Consider the following 19757-nt stretch of genomic DNA (forward strand, 5'->3'; position numbering starts at 1 on the left):
CTAGGCTTTTGGTATTAAGCCACAGCCATCATTTTCTTCTGATGATCTAAGTACTCATCATAAGTACCTTGGAAGTTGACTAATTTTTTGTCTTTCACATCAATGATTGAGGTTGCAAGTGATGAAACAAACTCTCGGTCGTGGCTAACAAAAATCAAAGTACCTTTGTAGACTTTAAGCGCTGAGTTTAAAGCTTCAATCGCTTCCATATCCATGTGGTTGGTAGGCTCATCCATCACTAATACGTTGATGTCTTGCATCATTAGCTTGCCAAACAATAGACGGTTCTTTTCACCACCAGAGCAGTTACGCGCTTTTTTATTCGCGTCATCCGCAGTGAACAGTAGGCGACCTAAAATGCCACGCACCATTAAGTCATCATGCTTGGTGGTACGCCATTGTGAAATCCAGTCAAAGATGCTCAAGTCGTTATCGAAATCTTTGGTGCTGTCTTGCGGGCAGTAACCGATAGAGGCATTTTCCGACCATTTCACCACACCTTGGTTTTGCTCTAAATCTTTCACTAGGCAACGTAGTAAGGTGGTTTTACCCACACCGTTCTCACCAATCACTGCAAGGCGAGTACCAGCTTCAAGCAGGAGATTACCGCCTTCAAATAGTAATTCATCTTCAAAAGCGTGACCGAGTTCTTGAAGCTCTAATGCTAAACGGTGCAGTTTTTTACCTTCGCCAAAGTCAATTGACGGGCTAATACGGCTTGATGACTTTACTTCATCCAGTTTGATTTTATCCATCTTCTTAGCACGAGAGCTAGCTTGTTTGGCTTTTGAGGCGTTGGCACCAAAACGGTTTACGAAGTCTTGTAGTTCGTTAATTTCGGCTTCTTTCTTAGCGTTACTTGAAAGTAGTTGCTCACGTATCAAGCTCGATGCTTCAAGGAAATATTCGTAGTTACCCGGGTAGATGCGCAGTTCACCGTAGTCGATATCCGCCATGTGAGTACACACTGAGTTTAAGAAGTGGCGGTCATGCGAGATGATGATCATAGTACACTTACGCTGGTTCAATTCTTCTGCCAGCCAGTTGATGGTGTGGATGTCCAAGTTGTTGGTTGGTTCATCGAGCAACAAAATATCTGGGTTAGCAAATAGCGCTTGAGCTAGCAACACACGTAATTTCCAACCCGGTGCAACACGCTGCATTAAGTCAAAATGGAATTCTTCTTCGATACCCGCTTGGATCAGAATATCACCCGCGCGGCTTTCGGCTGTGTAGCCATCCATCTCGGCAAATTCGCTTTCAAGTTCCGCGACTTTCATGCCGTCTTCTTCACTCATTTCAGGTAAAGAATAAATGCGGTCACGCTCTTGCTTGATTTCCCATAATTTGCGATCGCCCATGATCACAACATCAATAACGTTGTGTTGCTCAAAGGCAAATTGATCCTGGCTTAGTACGCCAAGTTTTAGTCCTGGCGTGATAGAGACATTGCCAGAGCTTGGGGTAAGCGCACCGCTAAGGATTTTCATGAAAGTTGATTTGCCGCAGCCATTAGCGCCAATTAAGCCATAACGATTGCCGTTGCCAAACTTGGCTGAGATGTTTTCGAATAAAGGTTCAGCACCAAATTGCATGGTGATGTTTGCGGTTGAAATCAAAGAAATATCCTTAGGTGATGGGTAGCACTGAATAGCAGGTAGAACGCATCAAAATTGAAGTGTAAATAGGCGGCGGATTATACAGACTTATCGTCTAAAGAACAGACAATAAATATTAAGAGTGATGGTAAACAGATGTTATGCTGATTCGGATGTAACCGTATTGAAGGGATTATAAATGGCTAAGCAAAATGCACCATCGTGTGAGAGAAATAAACAACCGATTTTAGATGTAATCACTCCGCACTTTTCCAAAGCATCTCAAGTGCTAGAAATTGGTTCAGGCACTGGGCAGCATGCAGTATTTTTCGCTAAACATCTGCCGCATTTAATTTGGCAAACCAGTGATGTTGCTGACAACCATGACAGTATTAATGCATGGATAACAGAGAGCACGCTATCCAATATTCAATCGCCTGTAGAGTTTATGCTCGGCCGTGATCAGTGGCCATCTATCAATGTCGATGCAGTATTTACCGCCAATACTACGCATATCATGCAACCGCAAGAAGCCAAGACGATGATGGAGTTGGTCGCCAAGCATTTACCGAAAGGAGGCGTTTTTTGTCAGTATGGCCCGATGAAAGTAAACGGTGAATTTACCAGCGAAAGTAATCAAGCGTTCGACCAAAAGATTCGCAGTGAAGGGCGTGGCGGTATTCGTGATATTGAAGAGCTAAAAGAATGGGTAGCAGGAATGACGTTAACTGAGGTTCACCCTATGCCTGCTAATAACTTTATTTTGGTTTGGTATAAGAAATAAAAAAGAATCGGTTAAATAAAAAAGAGTGAAGCCGTAATCGACTCCACTCTCTTAAAGTACTTACTCAGCTAACTTCACCAGTAAGGTGAGTAGTGGTAGTAGACTATTATTCTGCAGCTGGTTCTTCAGTTTCAGTTGCTTCTGGAGCAGCTTCTGCTGGTTGCTCAACTTCAACTGTTACGCTAACGTCAGCGCGGCGGTTTTGAGCACGGCCTTCATCTGTGTCGTTATCTGCAACTGGAGATGCTTCACCTTCAGCGCTAACAGTAATTAAGCTAGAATCAAAGCCTTTGCTTGTTAGGTAATCAGCAACTGCTTGAGCACGTTCTTCTGATAGCTTTTGGTTGTATTCATCAGTACCAACGCTGTCAGTGTGACCAACGATAGTGATTGATTTTAGGTTAGCAGCAGTTGCTTGGCTAACAGCTTGATCAATCTCATCAGTTGTTTTTAGTTCTGCAGAATCGAAATCAAATAGTAGATCAGCGCTTAGGCTTACAGGAGCCATTACTGGTGCTGGAGCTTCAGTTTGAGTGGTTGTTTCAGCTGCTGGTTCAGCAACTTCATCACTTGAGCTACAACCTGCTAGTGTTGCCATTAGACCTAGAGCACAAGCCATTCCTAAAACATTCTTTTTCATACTTTTTTCCATTATTGTTACTCCGATTTTAACTATAAAACGTTGTCGTTTTGTAGCCCTTCAGCTAAGCAGATTCCTTTAGAGCCATCAATGAGAACTTAATTAGTGATTCTAAATATAGTTGAAGATTACATTTAATTACAACTGCTTGTATTTAATTTATGTATGGCTTCAACGTCCACTTACAGTATGGGTAATAATAAATGAAAAACAAGCATTTACCAATTAAACCCTGTTAAATGTATGTTATTTTTCATAAAAAGAGTGATATTTAGGTTGAGATAGTTACCTTATCCTGATTGCTTGTTTAAAAAAACATCACGGGAAGATTAAATATTAATGTCCCTTTTGCCCTCGGATTAATAAGAGCAAAAAGTAGCTCCCGCCAACAATCGAAACAACGGTACCAGCGGCCACTTGCATTGGGAATAAAATGCTTTGCCCAATCCAATCCGCAATTAACATAAGTAACCCACCAGTAAGCCCTGCGACTAATAATTGAGATCGTGCTTGTTTCGCGCCAAGCATCACTGCCATATGGGGTGCTAATAAACCTACAAATGCAACCGGGCCCATGGTAGTGGTAACCAAAGCACAGAGTAGAGCGACGCTGCAAAGTAGAATGACGCTGGTGGCTTGTACATTTAACCCGCGAGCGGAAGCAAATTGGCGGCCTGCAGAAATAAGTGTTAACCAACGAGAAACGCTAACTAAAGCGGTAAAAATAACGGTGACGCTAAGTGCTAATACAATGGCACTTTGTCCTGAAACTCGGTATGTCGAACCGGCTAACCAACCAATAATGGTGTAACTATCCTGAGTACCTTTTGCTAGTGCAAACTGAACCAAAGATTCGATTAATGCACTGATGGCGATACCAATTAAGATCATACTCGATGGCGCAAATTGATTTTTACGCCCTAGAAGTAGTAGAACGGCAAGCACGACCATGCTACCAGCAAAGGCAATCAATGAACCTGAAGCAAAAATATTAGTGCCTAAAAAGACAGTAGCACCTACTAATGCGAAGGTTGCACCAGCGGAGATACCAAGAATATCAGGACTCGCCAATGGGTTGTAAATAAGGCGTTGTAATACCGTACCAGCGGCGGCTAATGCAACACCTGCGGCCAGTGCAGTCACAAAGCGAGGCCAGCGTAGATCCCACGTAAAGCTATCGGGAATCGCCCAGAGTAAGCCGTTGTCTGTCATTGATAGTGTGGCGCTGATAATTAGCATCACACTTGTCATGATAATTAGGCTTGGTATCACTAAGTTTGAAAGCTGTGCCTTACTTGGCGGAAGTTTAATGGAGATCTGGTCTTGTGCTTTTAATGCTCGGCGGCTAAACCACACTAAAGCCGGAGCACCGATTGCGGCGGCGGTTGTGCCACTTGGTATCATTTCTTGAGTGAATTGGCTAATTAACAGCGCCAGTATGTCAGTGGCTAAAAGGGCGATACTACCAATGATCATACTGGTATACAGCTCAGCTTTCGGTGTTCTCGCGCCAATAGCACGGGCAATATTGGGTGACAATAAACCAATAAAGCTGATCACACCAACTGCAGTAATTGAAGCTGAGACTACCCATAGCCCAAGTGCGATCAGAACAATGAAATAAGGAATAACATTAAGCCCACGAGCGGCTGCTCCCTGATGGCCTAAACGCATTAAGTTTAAAATACGTGGCGCGATAACCAGTAATACAAGAGCAACCGAGAGTCTAGGGAGGAGCCATTGCACCATTTCCCAGCCATTTTGCGCAAGATCGCCAGCACCCCATATAAACACGTTTTTAGCGTATTGGTCGTTAAGCAAAATAATCGCAGTGGCAATTGCGCCAAACAAAATGTTGACGACCATACCGGATAAAATAAGCGGCAGACCCGTGATGTTTTTCGGCCCAGCGATTGTGATAACAAGCCCCATCGCAAACATTGCTCCCACCATTGCGGAAAGCGCCATGTAGTCGCTAGCAAGGTTAGGAAACCAGACGTTGACTACGATGAGAGCCAGCCAAGCACCAGAAGAAGTACCAAGCGTAAGCGGGGAAGTCAGCGAGTTTTGAGTTAATTGCTGCATCAAACTACCGACTAAACCAAGCATCGCGCCGACGATAATCGCCATCACCGCACGAGGTAGTTGCGCATAAACAAAATTGAAATCGGCAAACTCTTGCGCTTCCGCACCCATCAATAAATGCCATTGTTGAGAAATGGATAGTGGGTTGGCGATTTGAAGGCTAGCGACCGCGATAATCGCGAATGTGAGGACAATTGTGATAATAGTTGGAATGCGGAGCATCAAGAGTTCCTGGGTTTCTAGTACCTAGTTCCTAGGTGTGCATGCTAAGAACTAGGTGTTTATATTTGATTTTTCGTGAAGTGGTGTGTTTGCGACTTATTTCTTTTCCTAGAGTCTAGGAACTTGAAACTAGGGACTAGAACCTAAGGACCCTGTATCTCTAACAAACTTTTAGTAATTGATTCTGCAATATACTGCATAGACATTGCACCACCATAATTCCATACCGATTCTGCTTCATTAACATGGCCATTACGAACAAATGGCATCGCTTTCCAGAGCATAGATTTATTTAATTGAGCTTTTTGTGCGTCGGTGAATGGGCCAAAGTAGATCACATAACCATCTTTAATGTGCTGTAGGTCAGTAATTCGTTTTTGTACGATTCCCCATTCTTTGGCCGGTTGTGGGAGCGCTGTAGTTAAACCAAGTTGATGGATCACGTAGTCAGTGGTTGAATTGCTTGCGTATAAATAGATAGAAGTTTGGTTAGCAAAACGCATTGCCGCGACACTTGGCATTTCACCATTAAACGCGGTTTCTAATTGTGATTTTAAGTCGGCAAAGCGTTGGCTCATTGCATTGAGTTTTTGTTCGGCTAAATCACTTTTACCGACAACGGCTGCAATGTTGCGGAAGTTCTCAATGGCGGCTTTAGCGCTGTCTTGATCCGCATTGTAGGTTTGGTAATACAACACTGGTGCAATGGTTTGCAGGCGAGGGATCAAATCTTTTTGTGGAGAGGCCGCCAAAATGAGGTCAGGTTTTAATTCCGCTAGCTTTTGCATATTCGGTTCAGCGCGAGTGCCGAGATCTTGCACTGATTCAGGAATGGCTGGTTTGACGACCCAAGTGGTGTAGTCTTTGATATTTGGCACGCCAACGGGAGTAACATCAAGTTCGAGTAATTGCTCAGCGAGATCCCAGTTTAAAGCGACAATACGTTTCGGGTGACTATCTAATTGATGCTCGCCTAGGCTATCGGTGACGGTAATCGACGCGAAACTTGGGGAGGCGATAAACAAAGCTAAAACTGAAGCTATTAAGAGAGTTGGAATTTTAATGAGTTTCTTCATGTTAAATACGTTCCTGGGCCCTAGTCCCTAGTTTCTAGGAAGAGCGGTTGCTGAATAATCTTTTCCTAGTGACTAGCAACTAGGAACTTGCTTCCGATTCAAATCACGACGGCTATTTTTTGATCATCTTGCTGTGGGTGATCTAAAAGTTGGATATCGGTTTCGTATAAATCCGTTAATCGTTGATCATCGAGCAGTAATTCTTTTGCGCCGCTAAAAGCGATCTTGCCTTGCTTTAGCGCTACGATATGAGTGGCATAACGGAGCGCCAAATTCAGATCGTGCAAAATAACTAAAATGCCACAGCCAGTTTGCTGATTCAGTTCTTGCAGCAAATCCATTAAATGGTATTGATGATGGATATCGAGGGCTGAGGTCGGTTCATCGAGAATCAGCACTGGAGATTGCTGCGCCAGTAACATGGCAACCCAAGTACGTTGACGTTCACCACCAGAAAGTTTATCGGCAAGATTATCAGCATATTGTTCAACGCCGGTTTTTTGCATCGCTTCGACAATGATTTTCTCATCATCATTTTGCCAGCGACCAAACACACCACGCCAAGGGAAACGCCCTAAACGAACCAATTCTTGTACCGTAAGTCCTGCAACATCTGGCAATTTTTGCGGCAAAAAAGCAATTTCTTTGGCTAGTTGTTTTTGGGAGAAATCTGAAATTTCAGTCTGGTTGAGCGTCACTTGTCCAGAGTCGGCTTCCGATTGTCCTGAAAGAAGGTTAACCAGTGTCGATTTACCACTACCATTATGACCAAGCACAACCGTCAATCCATCACTTGGAATGGAAAGTTCATCAATCGATAAAATATCGCGATTATCTCGGTGAACACGAACTTGGTTGAGTTTGAACATATTTTTCTCTGGGGTTATTTATTGTGCACTAGAAAACAAAAACTAGGGCCATTGTACTCAATGGCCCTAGTTAGTTTAAGGTGTTTCTTTACCACGTATAGTTAATAGTTGCGGTTGCGGTCAATTCTTCACCGTAGTAACAGTAGTAATCACAGCTAGAAACGTACTCTTTATCAGTCAAGTTATTAACATTAACTTGCGCACGCCATTTAGGTGTAATGTCGTAGCGAGCCATGGCGTCAAATAAGGTGACACTTGGTACATGTAGCAAGTTTTGTGATAAATAGTAATCAGATGCATGACCGGATGAGGAGCCCATATAGCGAGCGCCAGCACCAAGTACAAAACTATCTAAGCCTAGCGAAGTAAAATCATATTCTAACCATGCTGAGGCCATATTTTTTGGAATCAGTGGAGTTTGTATTGCTTTTGCACCTTCTGTCTCAACAACCGTTGAGTCCGTGTAGGTATAATTCGCTCTGACTAATAAGTCATCTGTAGCTTGTATAGTTGTTTCAATTTCAACACCCTTAGATGTTTTTTCACCAGCTTGGGTTTGGGTGGCACCATCAGCACTAGATACTAAGCTATTTGTTTGACTCACATCGTAATACGCAATATTAATATATCCGTTTAAAAAGTCTGGTTGATATTTAATACCAACTTCAGTTTGTTCACCTTCAACCGGTTTGTACAAGCTGTTAGTATTGGAGTCAATGTTCGCTAATACTTCAAAAGATTGTGAATAACTTACATATGGTGATATGCCGTAATCCGACAGATACATTAATCCGCCACTAAATGAAACATTTGATTCATCAACTTTGTCGCTGTTTAGATTTGGCGAATTAACAGATGCGTGTACATCATTTTCTACATTGACAAAGTCATAACGCACACCTGCTTTGGTCACCCATCTATCATTGAAAATAAGTTGATGTTGTAAATAAACTCCAGCTTGTTTTTTGGTAATAGTTACATCATCGGCTTGGCTAGGATCTGCTGGAGTATAGTTATCATATATAGGATTAAATATATTAATATTGCCTATATTTGAACCCATCGTATTCCAAAAGGAGTAATTACCGATTCCATCATTTCTATAGTATTGAAGGTCAATACCAATAAGAGTCAAGTTCTCAGTGTTTGCTATGTCATATTCAGCAACTAATTGATTATCAGTGCTAATGTTTTGAGTGTTGCCATCACGGTAAACAAGTCCTCTGGTTAAATCTGGACTAGATTCACTTCCATTTGCGTATGTACTAATAAGCTTCAAATCTGTATATGCATATCTAGTGTTTTGTTTAAATGACCATACGTCATTGAAGTGGTGCTCTAGCTCATAAGCTAATGAAATTTGCTCATTCTTATTTTCATCATACCCTGGTTCGCCAAGGTTTGTACTTGGATCTATTTTACCGTTAGGTGTATCAATTAACGTCCCATAAGCGGGTTTAAATGGGTTAGTTGGAACTCCATCATCTTTTTTATATGAAGCAAGGAAAGTTATTGATGTATCAGGGCTTATATCCCAAGCAAGACTAGGGGCTAGGTAAACACGGTCGGTATCGGTATCATCAAGCATTCCATCACGCTGACTCATCATCCCGACGAGTCGGAAGCGAACATCACCGTCATCATCGATAAAGCTTGTTGTATCTACACCTATTTGCTGTTGGTTATTTGTGCCAGCTTGAAGCTTAAATTCTCCACCTTCAGTGTAGCCTGGACGTTTACTTACGGCATTAATTACGCCTCCAGGAGGGGCTTCACCATATAATATAGCTGACGGCCCTTTTAATACTTCAACTTGTTCTAAGCCGTAAGGCTCAAGTGTCCAAACATAGTAACCATTAGTTGTTAAGAGATTACCATCTAAATATGTTGCAGCATCAAAGCCACGAACTTTAAACCAATCGGTGTCATTATCCGAACCATAAGGTTGGGTCATTACACCCGGTTGATAACGCAGCGCTTCATCCAATTTTTGCGGCTGCTGTACAGATAACTGTTCTTCATCGATCACCGATACACTGCGTGGAGTTTCGGCGAGCGGCGTCTCAACCTTCAACGCTGAAGCGGTTACTGTAATGGTGTCTAAGTTTTCAGTTGAAGCTTCTTCTTCAGCAAAAGAGGGTAGAGCAATAAGGGCTAAAGAAAGTCCAAGAGCAGGTTTCATAATGCGAGAAACTGCTTGTGAAACAGGGTGCAAAGCGAAAGACATAAATCAATCCATTGTTTTATTAATTGAGAATCATTATTGTTTCGAATTGTATTCATTTTTACAGGCTCTGCCTAGAGTTTATTTGCAAAATTATTAATAAAGGAAAGAAGATCATGATCGATATCAATGGGGGGTGGGAAATTAACCATTTTCCCTTTATGATAGCGGCACATTTCTACTGCGAGATTAGTCGGTAGCACATGTCTTTATTGAGTCTCACTCGATTCAACTTTTGAACGCCTCACTTCTGAATGGAACCACTTTATGTTCAAGTTTTTTGAAGGTTTAACTAAGCCTTTCCCAAAAGATACGGTCAATACTCCGCCGAGTACTTTGTTTGCTTTTTGCATGCATTACAGCCGTGATTTTTTATTACCTATTCTATTGATGTCGATTTTGAGCGCGTGTATCGCCATTATTGAAGTCTCGTTAATGGGCTTTATGGGCTCGATTGTGGATATGCTTTCGACTCACACGCCAGAAACATTATGGGATGCAGAGGGCGCGCGTATTATCGGCATGGGCTTAGTGATTGTTGTCGTGATCCCGGTGATTGGCTTCTTCCATTCGATGATCATGCACCAAACGTTACTAGGTAACTTCCCAATGTCGATTCGTTGGTTAGCACACCGTTACCTACTTAATCAAAGTGTGACTTTCTATCAAGATGATTTTGCAGGGCGAATTGCCACTAAAGTGATGCAAACGTCGCTCGCTATCCGAGAAACAGTGATGAAGTTCGCCGATATGCTGGTTTATATCACAGTCTATTTTGTGTCTATGTTTGTATTAATGGCGCAAGCTGATTTATGGCTGATGGTTCCGGTATTTGTTTGGTTGGTGGCTTATGTTCTGACTCAAGTTTACTTTGTGCCAAAAATGAAGCGCATTGCCACTGAACAGGCTGATGCACGTTCATTAATGACTGGCCGTATCGTTGATAGCTATACCAATATCGCGACGGTGAAACTGTTCTCGCACACTAACCGCGAAACGGAATATGCAGAAAAAGGCATGAAGTCATTTTTAAAAACGGTTTACGCGCAAATGCGTCTCGCAACCGTGTTCTTATTTAGTATTGATATGCTTAACTACATGCTGCTTTTCTCGGTAGCCGCTTTGTCTATTGGCTTATGGATGAATAGCATGATCACTGTGGGTGCGATTGCGGTGGCGATCAGCTTGGCATTGCGTATTCAAGGCATGTCGAAATGGATCATGTGGGAAATTAGCGCTATTTTCGAAAACATCGGTACCGTGGTAGATGGCATGAATACGCTTTCTAAACCAGTAGTCACTCAAGATGTTGAAAATGCGCCAGCACTTAAAGTAGATAAAGGCCAAATCGAATTCGATAAGATCAGCTTCCACTATGGTGAATCAAACAAAGCTGTGATCACCGATTTGAATCTGAATATTAAGCCGGGTGAAAAGGTTGGTCTAGTCGGGCGTTCAGGTGCGGGTAAATCAACACTGGTTAACCTACTGCTGCGTTTTTATGACTTGGAAAGTGGCACGATTCGTATTGATGGCCAAGATATTTCTAAAGTTCAACAAGACTCGCTGCGCGGCAAGATCGGTATGATCACGCAAGATACCTCGTTATTACACCGCACGATTCGTGAGAACATTCTATACGGTCGCCCTGATGCAACAGAAGAAGATCTTCTTGCGGCAACTAAGCAAGCTCATGCGCATGAGTTTATTGAAAGCCTAACCGATACTTTTGGCAACGTAGGCTACGATGCGCAAGTGGGTGAACGTGGGGTGAAATTGTCTGGTGGTCAGCGTCAACGTATCGCGATTTCTCGTGTGTTGTTAAAAGATGCGCCAATCTTGATTATGGATGAAGCGACATCAGCACTTGATTCAGAAGTCGAAGCCGCGATTCAAGAAAGCTTATATGAATTGATGGAAGGTAAAACAGTTATCGCGATTGCACACCGTTTATCAACCATTGCAGCAATGGATCGCTTAATCGTACTTGATCAAGGTGAAATTTTGGAGCAAGGCTCGCACCAAGAGCTATTGTCACAAGGTGGAATCTACGCACAACTTTGGGCACACCAAACTGGCGGGTTCTTAGGAAGCGATGAAGAGGATTCACTTGAAGATGCAAAAGTATCGTAGTTTATTACTCTAGATAAACTGACTGGTTAAATGAAAGGCTTGTTGCTTCGGTGGCAGGTCTTTTTTTTGTGGTTTTTCATGTCTAATGGCGTCCCCAGTAGGAGTCGAACCTACGGCCTTCCCCTTAGGAGGGGGACGCTCTATCCAGCTGAGCTATGGGGACCAAAAGACTAACCTTGAGAATAATACGGATTTTAGTTAGATAATCCAATACTCAGATAGCTTTCCACCTCTGAATGCTGCACAAGCGTTGTTTTTTTGTTCATAAGTTCAATTCTTGATGAATTTTAATTGCTTAATGTCCTCCTTAACTCTTTAATTAATTGGTGCTTATTTTATTAGCACCAATAATGAGTTAAGGATAATTTATGGCGGCTAGCTATTCTCGAGATCACCTGCGTTTTTTATATAATCGCCTCAAAGATAAACTGTGGGTGAAGCCATTATGGATGTGCTTTTGTTCTATATGTGCAGTCTTTATTGCTAAGCTTGCCGACCATTATAATGCGGGGTTATTTGTCCCTCCGGTCAGTCTCGATTCTATTGTGGCCTTGCTTGAAATTATGTCATCGAGCATGTTGGTGATTGCCACCTTTTCCGTAGGCTCGATGATAGCCGCTTACACTTCCGCGAGTACTTCCGCTACGCCACGGGCTTTTAGTGTTGTGGTGTCTGATGACGTGTCTAAAAATGCTTTATCACGATTTATTGGTTCATTTATTTTTAGCATTGTAGCTCTGACCGCAATCAAAAATGATGTCTTTGAAATCACCGGCTTATTTGTACTGTTTATTTTAACTTGCTTGGTTTTTGCGTTAGTTATTTTGACGTTTATTCGTTGGGTTGATCGCTTAGCTAGGCTTGGTCGAGTGGGGAATACGGTTGATCGGGTCGAGCATGTGGCAATGCAGTCATTAATTCGCTTACGTAATGCCCCTAATCGTTCTGGTGCGCCTTGTGTCGATGCGGAGCAAGGTGAAGCGGTGGTAGCAACGTCGGTTGGTTACATCCAACATATTGATATTAGTCGCTTGCATCACTGGGCTGAAGACAATGATGCAGTAGTCGTGTTATCCGCATTACCCGGCAAATTTGTCGCACCCGGTACGGTGATTGCTAAGGTGATCTCTGAGAAATCAGAACAAGAATTTGATTACAAAAGTGTATTAGCGGCCTATCAAATAGGGGCTGATCGCTTGTTTGATGATGATCCTCGCTTTGGTTTTATCGTGCTATCTGAAATTGCGGGTAAAGCGTTATCACCAGCGGTTAATGATCCCGGTTCGGCGATTAAAGTCATTGGTAGTTTAGTGAGATTGTTCGTGTGTTGGAGTGAACCGGTTCCTGAAGAGGATGAGCAACAATCGTATTATGACCGTGTGCAAGTGCCGGAAGTGAGTATTGAGGATATGTTTGATGATGCTTTTACTGCGATTGCTCGTGATGGGGCAGGCTGTGTCGAAGTGGGCATTCATTTACAAAAAGCACTGACTGCGTTGTGTATGGTCGGCGATGATAAAATGAAAGCGGCAGCGAAACGTCATGCTGAACTTTCATTAAAACGTAGTCAGATAGCGTTACCGTTAGACGAAGATCTACAAGCCGTTAAAAGCGCCAGTATGCTTGGGCAAGATTAATCAGTTTAAGCATATCGCTCACGACTTCTTTTCGCCCAGTAACCTAGGATGGGTAATAAAATCGTCCAAGCAATTGCGTAACTAAGAATAAAGGAGGGCTGAGTAAATTCAGAGCTAAACACGCCGAGTTTCAGCCCGCTCCAGTAACTTAAAGTGCCGAACACTTCGCCTAAAAACGCCACCCAATACCAAGCCAATTTACTCAACCACAATAAGCTGTGGTTAAGACATAATATAAAATGGCACCACAGTAGAATTAACCAGATTGGGATCCATTGCTGAGCCACATCTAATATGCCAATCCACACCATCAATTGATCTACCAAAATACCAATTAGTGCTGCGATTAATAAAAAACCGTCAGCTTTACGCGTTGGTGTTAGGGCAAAGTGCACTCCTAATAGTCCAAGCATAAAAAAAGGAGCGCTAGCAGGAAACGAAGCTGCTAACGCCCAACAGGATTGGAATATTATGAAATTAATAATTGAGAATCGATGCATCGTGATTATCTAGATAATTAGGTTTACGCATCACAATATGGTGGGTGCTGATCACTCTTTCCATAAATGCCCCTTCGCAATAACAGAAGTAGTAATGCCACAAGCGTTTGAATTGCTCGTCATAGCCAAATGGCTGAATGCTGTGCCAATTGCGTTCAAAGTTGCTGCGCCAGTCAGCCAAGGTTCTAGCGTAGTGTAGGCCGATATCTTCAATGTTATCGATCATCATATCGGTGGCTTGTGCTACTTGCTGATTAATGACATTTAATGACGGCAAGCAACCTCCGGGGAAGATGTACTTTTGAATAAAGTCGGTGCTTTTTCGATACTGATCATAACGTTGATCGGCAATGGTAATCGCTTGTATCAATAATTTGCCGCTTGGTTTTAATAAGTCATTACATTGCTTAAAAAAGGTCGGTAAAAATTGGTGGCCGACTGCTTCAATCATCTCAACTGAAACCAGTTTGTCGTATTGACCTTCTAGGTGGCGATAATCTTGCTTGAGTAGCGTAATTTTATCTTCAAGGCCAAGTTGCTTAACTTGCTGTTGTGCATAAGCAAATTGTTCGTCAGAGATGGTGGTAGTTGTAACGTGGCAACCGTAGTGTTGAGCGGCATAAATCGCTAGTCCACCCCAACCAGTACCGATTTCCAGTAGTTGATCGCTTGGTTGTAAATCAAGCTTATCGCAAATCGATTTGAGCTTATTGGTTTGCGCTTCGGCCAAAGTATCACTGGGTTGGTTGTAGATCGCGCAAGAGTACATCATGCGATCATCAAGGAATCGAGTGTAGAGTTCATTACCTAAATCATAGTGTGCCAGAATGTTCTTTTTAGAGCCGGACAATGTGTTGGCATTCAATCGATTGGTTAAGAGATTTTTGAAGGTATAAATCCAACTGGTTTTCTTTTCGATCTGATCAAGTTGAGTTTGATGACGTGCAAAAATACGAATCAAAGAGGTGAGATCTGGTGTGCTCCAACGTTGTGCGATATAGGCTTCGGCGGCGGCAATGCTTCCACCTTTGATGAGATCACGAAACACATTGTCATCATGGATCGTAATATGGCCTTTTAATTGCGCGTTAGGGTTACCTACGAAAGTTGCTTGGCTGCCTTCATCGATTTCAATATAGGCATCATCCATTTTGTTGAGTAGGTTAAACACTAGGTGACGACATTGATTGCCGAACCAACCACTTTTGCTCTTATTGTTTTGTAGGGATTGAGTCTGTTCCATCATCAACACTCCATTGTTATTTTTAAGACCTATATTTTTTAAGATCTATATTTTATGTTTTGCTATAAGGCACAAACGGGACTTTTTTGCGAAATAGCTTTAGTGCTTGCCAATAAATACCCTGCAAAACTTTAAAGTTCATAAAAGGTAGTGCTAGCCAATCTAGTTTGGTGGCAGATTGACTTGTGTTGGGTCGCTTGGTGTTTGGGTGACTGGCTTTCATATCCCGTTTGCCTTTCATATCTAGCTTGCTCAGTGCAATCGTGGCATCAAATACTTTTTTACCTGGTTGGTCTTTGTCATGGTTTTCGATATGAACAAAGGCTTTGTCTTCAGGTGCATTAACTCGCCATTTATATTTCATATTCATCTGCATAAAGGGTGAAACATGAAATGCTTTATCTGTCATTTGGTCGCTTTGCATGTTCACTACATTCATGTCTACCAAGTAATAGTGCCGTTGGTTCCACGGGGTATTACTGACTTCGGCGAGCATGTACTTACAATTACCTGATTTTTCAAAACAAAAGTAAAAATTAACCGGGCTAAAATACACACCCAAACAGCGACATTGTGCCAGCATCACTGCATTCGAACCGTCCCAATCACCACCTAAATTGGCGACTTTGCTTTTAATACGTTGCAGCAATTCACCTGGTTCACTTTTAATGTAATCTTTTTGCGCAAAGCGAACCGGTTTGTACCATTGAGTGCCAAACGCCCAATGTTGATCATTCAAACTATCGAGCTCAGCAACATTAATGCCCAGCATAGTAATCGGGTAGTTAAAACTATGTAGGACCGGAGAAAAACGACGATGCCGCACCTTACCTTTGTAGATACCATGCTGAAAATCGAAAGGTTGCGCTTTGGTCGTCATAACGAAATACCAAAGCGTTGCGCGACTTCAACCGCACTGCGCACGCCATCTTCATGGAAACCGTTATGCCAATAGGCGCCGGCAAAATGAGTGTGGTTTTTGCCACATATTTCTAAGCGGCGCTGCTGAGCGGCTAGGCTATTTTGATTAAAAACCGGATGCGAGTAGTGAAAAGTTTGGAGGATTTTGTTGGCATCAATTCGGTCTGTGTTGTTGAGTGTCACGCAGAAGGTAGTGTCCGACTCAAGCCCTTGCAGAATATTCATATTGTAGGTGACGCAAGCTGGGCGGTTTTGGTTTGAATCTAAGTGATAATTCCAACTTGCCCATGCCAAGCGACGTTTCGGCAATAAATTAGTGTCGGTATGCAGCACCACTTGGTTATCTCGGTAGGGCATGCTCGATAAGATTTCTTGCTCTTGGGCATTGGCATCACTCAATAACTGTAAAGCTTGATCAGAATGGCAAGCAAACACCACTTCATCGAATTGCCTAGATTGACCATCTGCAAACCGTAATGTGACACCAGAATCGGTTCGAGAGACCGACTTTATTTGGCTATTCAATTCAATATTGTTTTCGAATGATTGGATCAGTGGGTAGATATATTGTTTTGAGCCACCTGGGATCACAAACCACTGCGGACGGTTTTGAATATCAAGTAGTCCGTGGTTATAGAAAAATCGCACAAAGAACTTGAGTTGAAATTGAGTCATTTCTACTAGGCTGCTTGACCAAATAGCCGCGCCCATTGGTAGGATGTAGTTTTGGCTAAATGCCCGATTAAACTTATGTTGCTTGAGAAAGTCACCTAGGGTTAATTCGACATCGATTTCGTCTTGTTCATATAAAGCTTTGCACAATTTATTGAAGCGTAGAATTTCTAAGATTAAACGCCAGAAGCTTGGTTTGAGTAGGTTTGAACGTTGAGCAAATAAGGTATTAAGAGTACTGCCGTTATATTCCAAGTTAGCGCTAGAGTTCATCACGCTAAAACTCATTTCGGTCTTTTGTTCAGTGATGCCCAATTGGTTTAATAGCTTAATGAAATTTGGGTAGGTGCGTTCGTTATAGACAATAAAACCGGTGTCGATGGCATAGTATTTACCATCAACTTCAATGTCTTTAGTTGCAGTATGACCACCGATGTAGTCATTCTTTTCAAAAACGGTGACGTTATGCTCTCGGCTTAAAAGATAAGCAGAGGTTAAGCCTGAAATACCGGAACCAATGATCGCAATATTCTTCATTATTTAGTGATCCTTACAGCTAGTGTCTTCCATACTGGAAACGGTAATAAAGCGAATGCTTTGAGTAACCAAGTAAATATTCTCGGGAAATGAATTTCGTTTTTATTGTTATTGATGCCTTTGAAAATGATATCTGCCGCTTTTTCGGGGGTAGTCAAAAATGGCATTGAGAAATCGTTCTTATCGGTGAGCGGCGTTTTAACAAAACCGGGATTGATCACGCTGACATGAATATCGTGTTTTTTCAGATCGACGCTCAAAGTACGTGCCAAATACGTCGCGCCAGCTTTGGATGCGCCATAAGCTTCAGCTCTAGGCAGCGGTAAAAAAGAAGCGCTGGAGCTCGTTATTGCCAAGTTGCCACCTTGTTTAATCAGCGGCAGCCAAGCTTCCAAGCAGTAACCAATCGCAATGAGATTGGCAGTGATAACCCTTTCAAAAAGCGCGCCATCAAACTGTTTTGCATCATCGATATATTCACAAGTCCCGGCATTGAGCAGTAATATATCTAATGCAGGTAATTGCCTTACGCTGGCTTTAACCGCATCGAAATCAGTGATGTCGCACAGCAGTGGCAAGATATTTTGGTGTTGTTCGCATAGCTGTTGTAGCTTTTCACTGCTGCGTCCTCCCGCCCAGACTTGATAACCTGCATTAGCGTAATGCTGCGCTAAAGCACGGCCAATACCAGACGATGCACCGGTAATCAAAATACTTGGTTGGTTGCTCATGAGGTTGCTCTTTGTTTGATGTATTTGATGCCTGCACCAATCACTGGCAGCTGTTCATACAGCATGCTGCCAATATCAAAGTAATCTCGGTGGTGAGTGATTTTTTGCTCATCAAAGGTAAGGTGAGAATGACCATCGACTAGAATCAATTCGCCGGATTTGAGCTTGGGATGCTGTAAGTGCATGGTCCAGTAAATAGCGGCTTGTTGGTCTTGGCAGAAAGCGTCGTGAATATCAAAATGACAGTGAATAACATTGGCATACAGTTTTTCAAAGTAGCGATGAAGGCTATCGAGGCCACTAATTTGGTGTAGTGGATCTTGAAATTCGATTGACGAATCATAGATCTCCGCCAATAAATGCAAATTGTCTTTATTGAGTGTTTGGTAAGTTTCAATAAAGCTGGAAATCCGTTCCGAAGCCTGCATCATGTCTTGTCTCCTTATCGATTTATTCTGCTTTATAAAAACCCTGCTTTATAGAAACTTAACGCCTGTTGTCTTGCGGTTGGGTGGTCGACAATGGCAGGCCAATAAGTATCAATATCGTTTTGTTTTATATACTCGTGTGGAAAATGCAGATGTTTCAAAGGTACATTTTCTAGCTCTGGTAAATACTTACGGATGAAGCTGCCATCTGGATCATATTTTTCACTTTGAGTGATGGGATTAAATATTCGAAAGTAGGGCTGAGCATCACAACCTGTGCCCGCCGCCCATTGCCAACCGCCGTTATTGGCACTGAGATCGCCATCAATCAAGTGCTGCATGAAAAACTTTTCACCTAGTCGCCAATCCACAAGGCAATGCTTGGTGAGAAAGCTCGCGACAATCATTCTTAAGCGATTATGCATCCAGCCAGTTTGCACTAACTGCCTCATTGCGGCATCGACAATTGGATAACCGGTTTTGGCTTGTTGCCAGGCGGCTAATAATTCAGGCGGATTGGGCCAAGGCAAATGGTCGTATTTGTCATTGAAGTTATGATGCTTATTGAGCTTTGGAAAGTGGTGCAATAAATGACGATAAAAATCACGCCACGCCAATTCATTGAGCCAACTCCCTTGCGGCTGTGAAATCATTTCCAGAGCATTGGGGTAATGGTGAGAAAGTTCAGCAAACACGCGTTTTGCACTGATTGCCCCAATCGCTAAGTAGGGAGATAAACCTGAGGTTCCTTTTATCGCAGGGTAGTCTCGGTCTTGATGGTAGTCTTGATACTTCGTAGTTAGAAAATTCGGAATCACTTGTTCTAAAATAGTATCTGCCAAAGGCCACTTGGTAGAATCTTGCTTGGTGGCGTTAAATATAATGGCAGGGTTGCTAACCGGTTTTAATGATGGCAAACAAACCTGCAAAGGCGCGGCATGGGTTCTTGCCAATGAACTTGCCCACGCTTTTTTAAATGGCGTGAATACCTTGTACATTTCATTTTGACCATTGAGAACCGCCCCTTTAGATACAATTACGTCAGCTTCAAACAAAGTTAAGGGTAGGCCGTGATCCAACAAGGCTTGGTCGCGCTGCTGCTCGTTGAATTCAACTTCTTGGTTGGCAAAAATGGTCTCGATGTTTTGCTGCTGACAATAGGCGATGAGCGCTTGTGCTTGCTCGGCAAAATCGCTAACTTCAATGTGTTTGAAATGAATGCCGTGCTGGCCGAGTTGCTCAGACAGCAAGTTGACATGTCTTTCAATTAAATCAATTTTTATTGGTGCCATATCATGCGCTTGCCATTGCGAAGGCGTAGAAATAAACAAAGCGTGAAATGGCTGCTCCGCGGTTATCGCGTGGTATAAGGCTGGGTTATCGTCGATTCTCAGATCATTGCGAAACCAAACAAGATTCATGGCTTACCTTTTGCTTATGAATTTTATATAGAGAAG

General features: G+C 42.6%; 16 protein-coding genes and 1 tRNA gene. 3 read left to right on the forward strand and 14 right to left on the reverse strand.

The window, feature by feature from the left end:
• Positions 1–14: 14 nt before the first annotated feature.
• A complete protein-coding gene (locus L3V25_RS08150; RefSeq protein ID WP_267135436.1) occupies positions 15–1619 on the reverse strand; it encodes an ABC-F family ATPase in 1605 nt (534 codons plus the stop codon).
• A 178-nt stretch (positions 1620–1797) separates the two neighbouring features.
• Between L3V25_RS08150 and L3V25_RS08155 the strand changes: the two genes are divergently transcribed.
• Complete coding sequence (locus L3V25_RS08155) at positions 1798–2382, forward strand: DUF938 domain-containing protein (protein WP_237294875.1); 585 nt, start codon at positions 1798–1800, stop codon at positions 2380–2382.
• A gap of 106 nt (positions 2383–2488) precedes the next feature.
• Here L3V25_RS08155 and L3V25_RS08160 read toward each other — a convergent pair whose 3' ends face one another.
• The 5 genes from L3V25_RS08160 to L3V25_RS08180 form a co-directional block, all read right to left on the reverse strand.
• Positions 2489–3022 (reverse strand): OmpA family protein, encoded by a 534-nt coding sequence (locus L3V25_RS08160; RefSeq protein ID WP_237294876.1) that lies wholly within the window; start codon positions 3020–3022, stop codon positions 2489–2491.
• 336 nt (positions 3023–3358) lie between these two features.
• On the reverse strand, positions 3359–5329 hold the full coding sequence (gene fhuB, locus L3V25_RS08165) for a Fe(3+)-hydroxamate ABC transporter permease FhuB (RefSeq protein WP_237294877.1): 1971 nt from the start codon (positions 5327–5329) through the stop codon (positions 3359–3361).
• Between the two features lie 143 nt (positions 5330–5472).
• Entirely contained in the window at positions 5473–6405 is a 933-nt protein-coding gene (locus L3V25_RS08170; RefSeq protein ID WP_237294878.1) for an iron-siderophore ABC transporter substrate-binding protein, read from the reverse strand.
• 98 nt (positions 6406–6503) lie between these two features.
• Entirely contained in the window at positions 6504–7274 is a 771-nt protein-coding gene (locus tag L3V25_RS08175) for an ABC transporter ATP-binding protein (RefSeq protein WP_237294879.1), read from the reverse strand.
• An 88-nt stretch (positions 7275–7362) separates the two neighbouring features.
• Positions 7363–9501 carry a TonB-dependent siderophore receptor gene (locus L3V25_RS08180; protein ID WP_237294880.1) on the reverse strand — a complete coding sequence of 713 codons (2139 nt, stop codon included), beginning with the start codon at positions 9499–9501 and terminating at the stop codon, positions 7363–7365.
• 264 nt (positions 9502–9765) lie between these two features.
• Between L3V25_RS08180 and L3V25_RS08185 the strand changes: the two genes are divergently transcribed.
• Positions 9766–11631, forward strand: coding sequence for an ABC transporter ATP-binding protein (locus tag L3V25_RS08185; protein ID WP_237294881.1), 1866 nt, complete (start codon positions 9766–9768; stop codon positions 11629–11631).
• Between the two features lie 86 nt (positions 11632–11717).
• Here the strand turns inward: L3V25_RS08185 and L3V25_RS08190 are convergent.
• A tRNA-Arg gene (locus tag L3V25_RS08190) sits at positions 11718–11794 on the reverse strand.
• A gap of 205 nt (positions 11795–11999) precedes the next feature.
• On the opposite strand from L3V25_RS08190, the gene L3V25_RS08195 reads away from it, so the two are divergent.
• On the forward strand, positions 12000–13268 hold the full coding sequence (locus L3V25_RS08195; protein WP_237294882.1) for a DUF2254 domain-containing protein: 1269 nt from the start codon (positions 12000–12002) through the stop codon (positions 13266–13268).
• A 5-nt stretch (positions 13269–13273) separates the two neighbouring features.
• On the opposite strand, the gene L3V25_RS08200 is transcribed toward L3V25_RS08195, so the two are convergent.
• From L3V25_RS08200 to phrB, 7 genes are read right to left on the reverse strand one after another with little or no spacing between them, the layout of a single operon-like run.
• Positions 13274–13768, reverse strand: coding sequence for a DUF2878 domain-containing protein (locus L3V25_RS08200; RefSeq protein ID WP_237294883.1), 495 nt, complete (start codon positions 13766–13768; stop codon positions 13274–13276).
• The gene (locus L3V25_RS08205) at positions 13746–15014 is read right to left on the reverse strand and encodes a cyclopropane-fatty-acyl-phospholipid synthase family protein (protein ID WP_237294884.1); all 1269 of its coding nucleotides are present in this window, start codon (positions 15012–15014) and stop codon (positions 13746–13748) included. Before L3V25_RS08205 ends, L3V25_RS08200 begins: the two co-directional genes overlap by 23 nt.
• Before the next feature lie 49 nt (positions 15015–15063).
• Positions 15064–15891, reverse strand: coding sequence for a DUF1365 domain-containing protein (locus L3V25_RS08210; RefSeq protein WP_237294885.1), 828 nt, complete (start codon positions 15889–15891; stop codon positions 15064–15066).
• Positions 15888–17141 (reverse strand): FAD-dependent oxidoreductase, encoded by a 1254-nt coding sequence (locus L3V25_RS08215; RefSeq protein ID WP_237294886.1) that lies wholly within the window; start codon positions 17139–17141, stop codon positions 15888–15890. Before L3V25_RS08215 ends, L3V25_RS08210 begins: the two co-directional genes overlap by 4 nt.
• Positions 17141–17872 (reverse strand): SDR family NAD(P)-dependent oxidoreductase, encoded by a 732-nt coding sequence (locus L3V25_RS08220; protein WP_237294887.1) that lies wholly within the window; start codon positions 17870–17872, stop codon positions 17141–17143. Before L3V25_RS08220 ends, L3V25_RS08215 begins: the two co-directional genes overlap by 1 nt.
• A complete protein-coding gene (locus tag L3V25_RS08225) occupies positions 17869–18303 on the reverse strand; it encodes a nuclear transport factor 2 family protein (protein WP_237294888.1) in 435 nt (144 codons plus the stop codon). Before L3V25_RS08225 ends, L3V25_RS08220 begins: the two co-directional genes overlap by 4 nt.
• A 29-nt stretch (positions 18304–18332) precedes the next feature.
• Entirely contained in the window at positions 18333–19721 is a 1389-nt protein-coding gene (gene phrB, locus L3V25_RS08230) for a deoxyribodipyrimidine photo-lyase (RefSeq protein WP_237294889.1), read from the reverse strand.
• Positions 19722–19757 lie beyond the last annotated feature (36 nt).

Source organism: Vibrio sp. CK2-1, from assembly GCF_021726515.1.
GTDB lineage: Bacteria > Pseudomonadota > Gammaproteobacteria > Enterobacterales > Vibrionaceae > Vibrio.

Excerpts from the sequence above, each read along its gene's own strand:
- L3V25_RS08155 (WP_237294875.1), top strand. The coding sequence starts at position 1,798 with ATGGCTAAGCAAAATGCACCATCGTGTGAGAGAAATAAACAACCGATT.
- L3V25_RS08160 (WP_237294876.1), bottom strand. The coding sequence starts at position 3,022 with ATGAAAAAGAATGTTTTAGGAATGGCTTGTGCTCTAGGTCTAATGGCA.
- fhuB (WP_237294877.1), bottom strand. The coding sequence starts at position 5,329 with ATGCTCCGCATTCCAACTATTATCACAATTGTCCTCACATTCGCGATT.
- L3V25_RS08170 (WP_237294878.1), bottom strand. The coding sequence starts at position 6,405 with ATGAAGAAACTCATTAAAATTCCAACTCTCTTAATAGCTTCAGTTTTA.
- L3V25_RS08175 (WP_237294879.1), bottom strand. The coding sequence starts at position 7,274 with ATGTTCAAACTCAACCAAGTTCGTGTTCACCGAGATAATCGCGATATT.
- L3V25_RS08180 (WP_237294880.1), bottom strand. The coding sequence starts at position 9,501 with ATGTCTTTCGCTTTGCACCCTGTTTCACAAGCAGTTTCTCGCATTATG.
- L3V25_RS08185 (WP_237294881.1), top strand. The coding sequence starts at position 9,766 with ATGTTCAAGTTTTTTGAAGGTTTAACTAAGCCTTTCCCAAAAGATACG.
- L3V25_RS08195 (WP_237294882.1), top strand. The coding sequence starts at position 12,000 with ATGGCGGCTAGCTATTCTCGAGATCACCTGCGTTTTTTATATAATCGC.
- L3V25_RS08200 (WP_237294883.1), bottom strand. The coding sequence starts at position 13,768 with ATGCATCGATTCTCAATTATTAATTTCATAATATTCCAATCCTGTTGG.
- L3V25_RS08205 (WP_237294884.1), bottom strand. The coding sequence starts at position 15,014 with ATGATGGAACAGACTCAATCCCTACAAAACAATAAGAGCAAAAGTGGT.
- L3V25_RS08210 (WP_237294885.1), bottom strand. The coding sequence starts at position 15,891 with ATGACGACCAAAGCGCAACCTTTCGATTTTCAGCATGGTATCTACAAA.
- L3V25_RS08215 (WP_237294886.1), bottom strand. The coding sequence starts at position 17,141 with ATGAAGAATATTGCGATCATTGGTTCCGGTATTTCAGGCTTAACCTCT.
- L3V25_RS08220 (WP_237294887.1), bottom strand. The coding sequence starts at position 17,872 with ATGAGCAACCAACCAAGTATTTTGATTACCGGTGCATCGTCTGGTATT.
- L3V25_RS08225 (WP_237294888.1), bottom strand. The coding sequence starts at position 18,303 with ATGATGCAGGCTTCGGAACGGATTTCCAGCTTTATTGAAACTTACCAA.
- phrB (WP_237294889.1), bottom strand. The coding sequence starts at position 19,721 with ATGAATCTTGTTTGGTTTCGCAATGATCTGAGAATCGACGATAACCCA.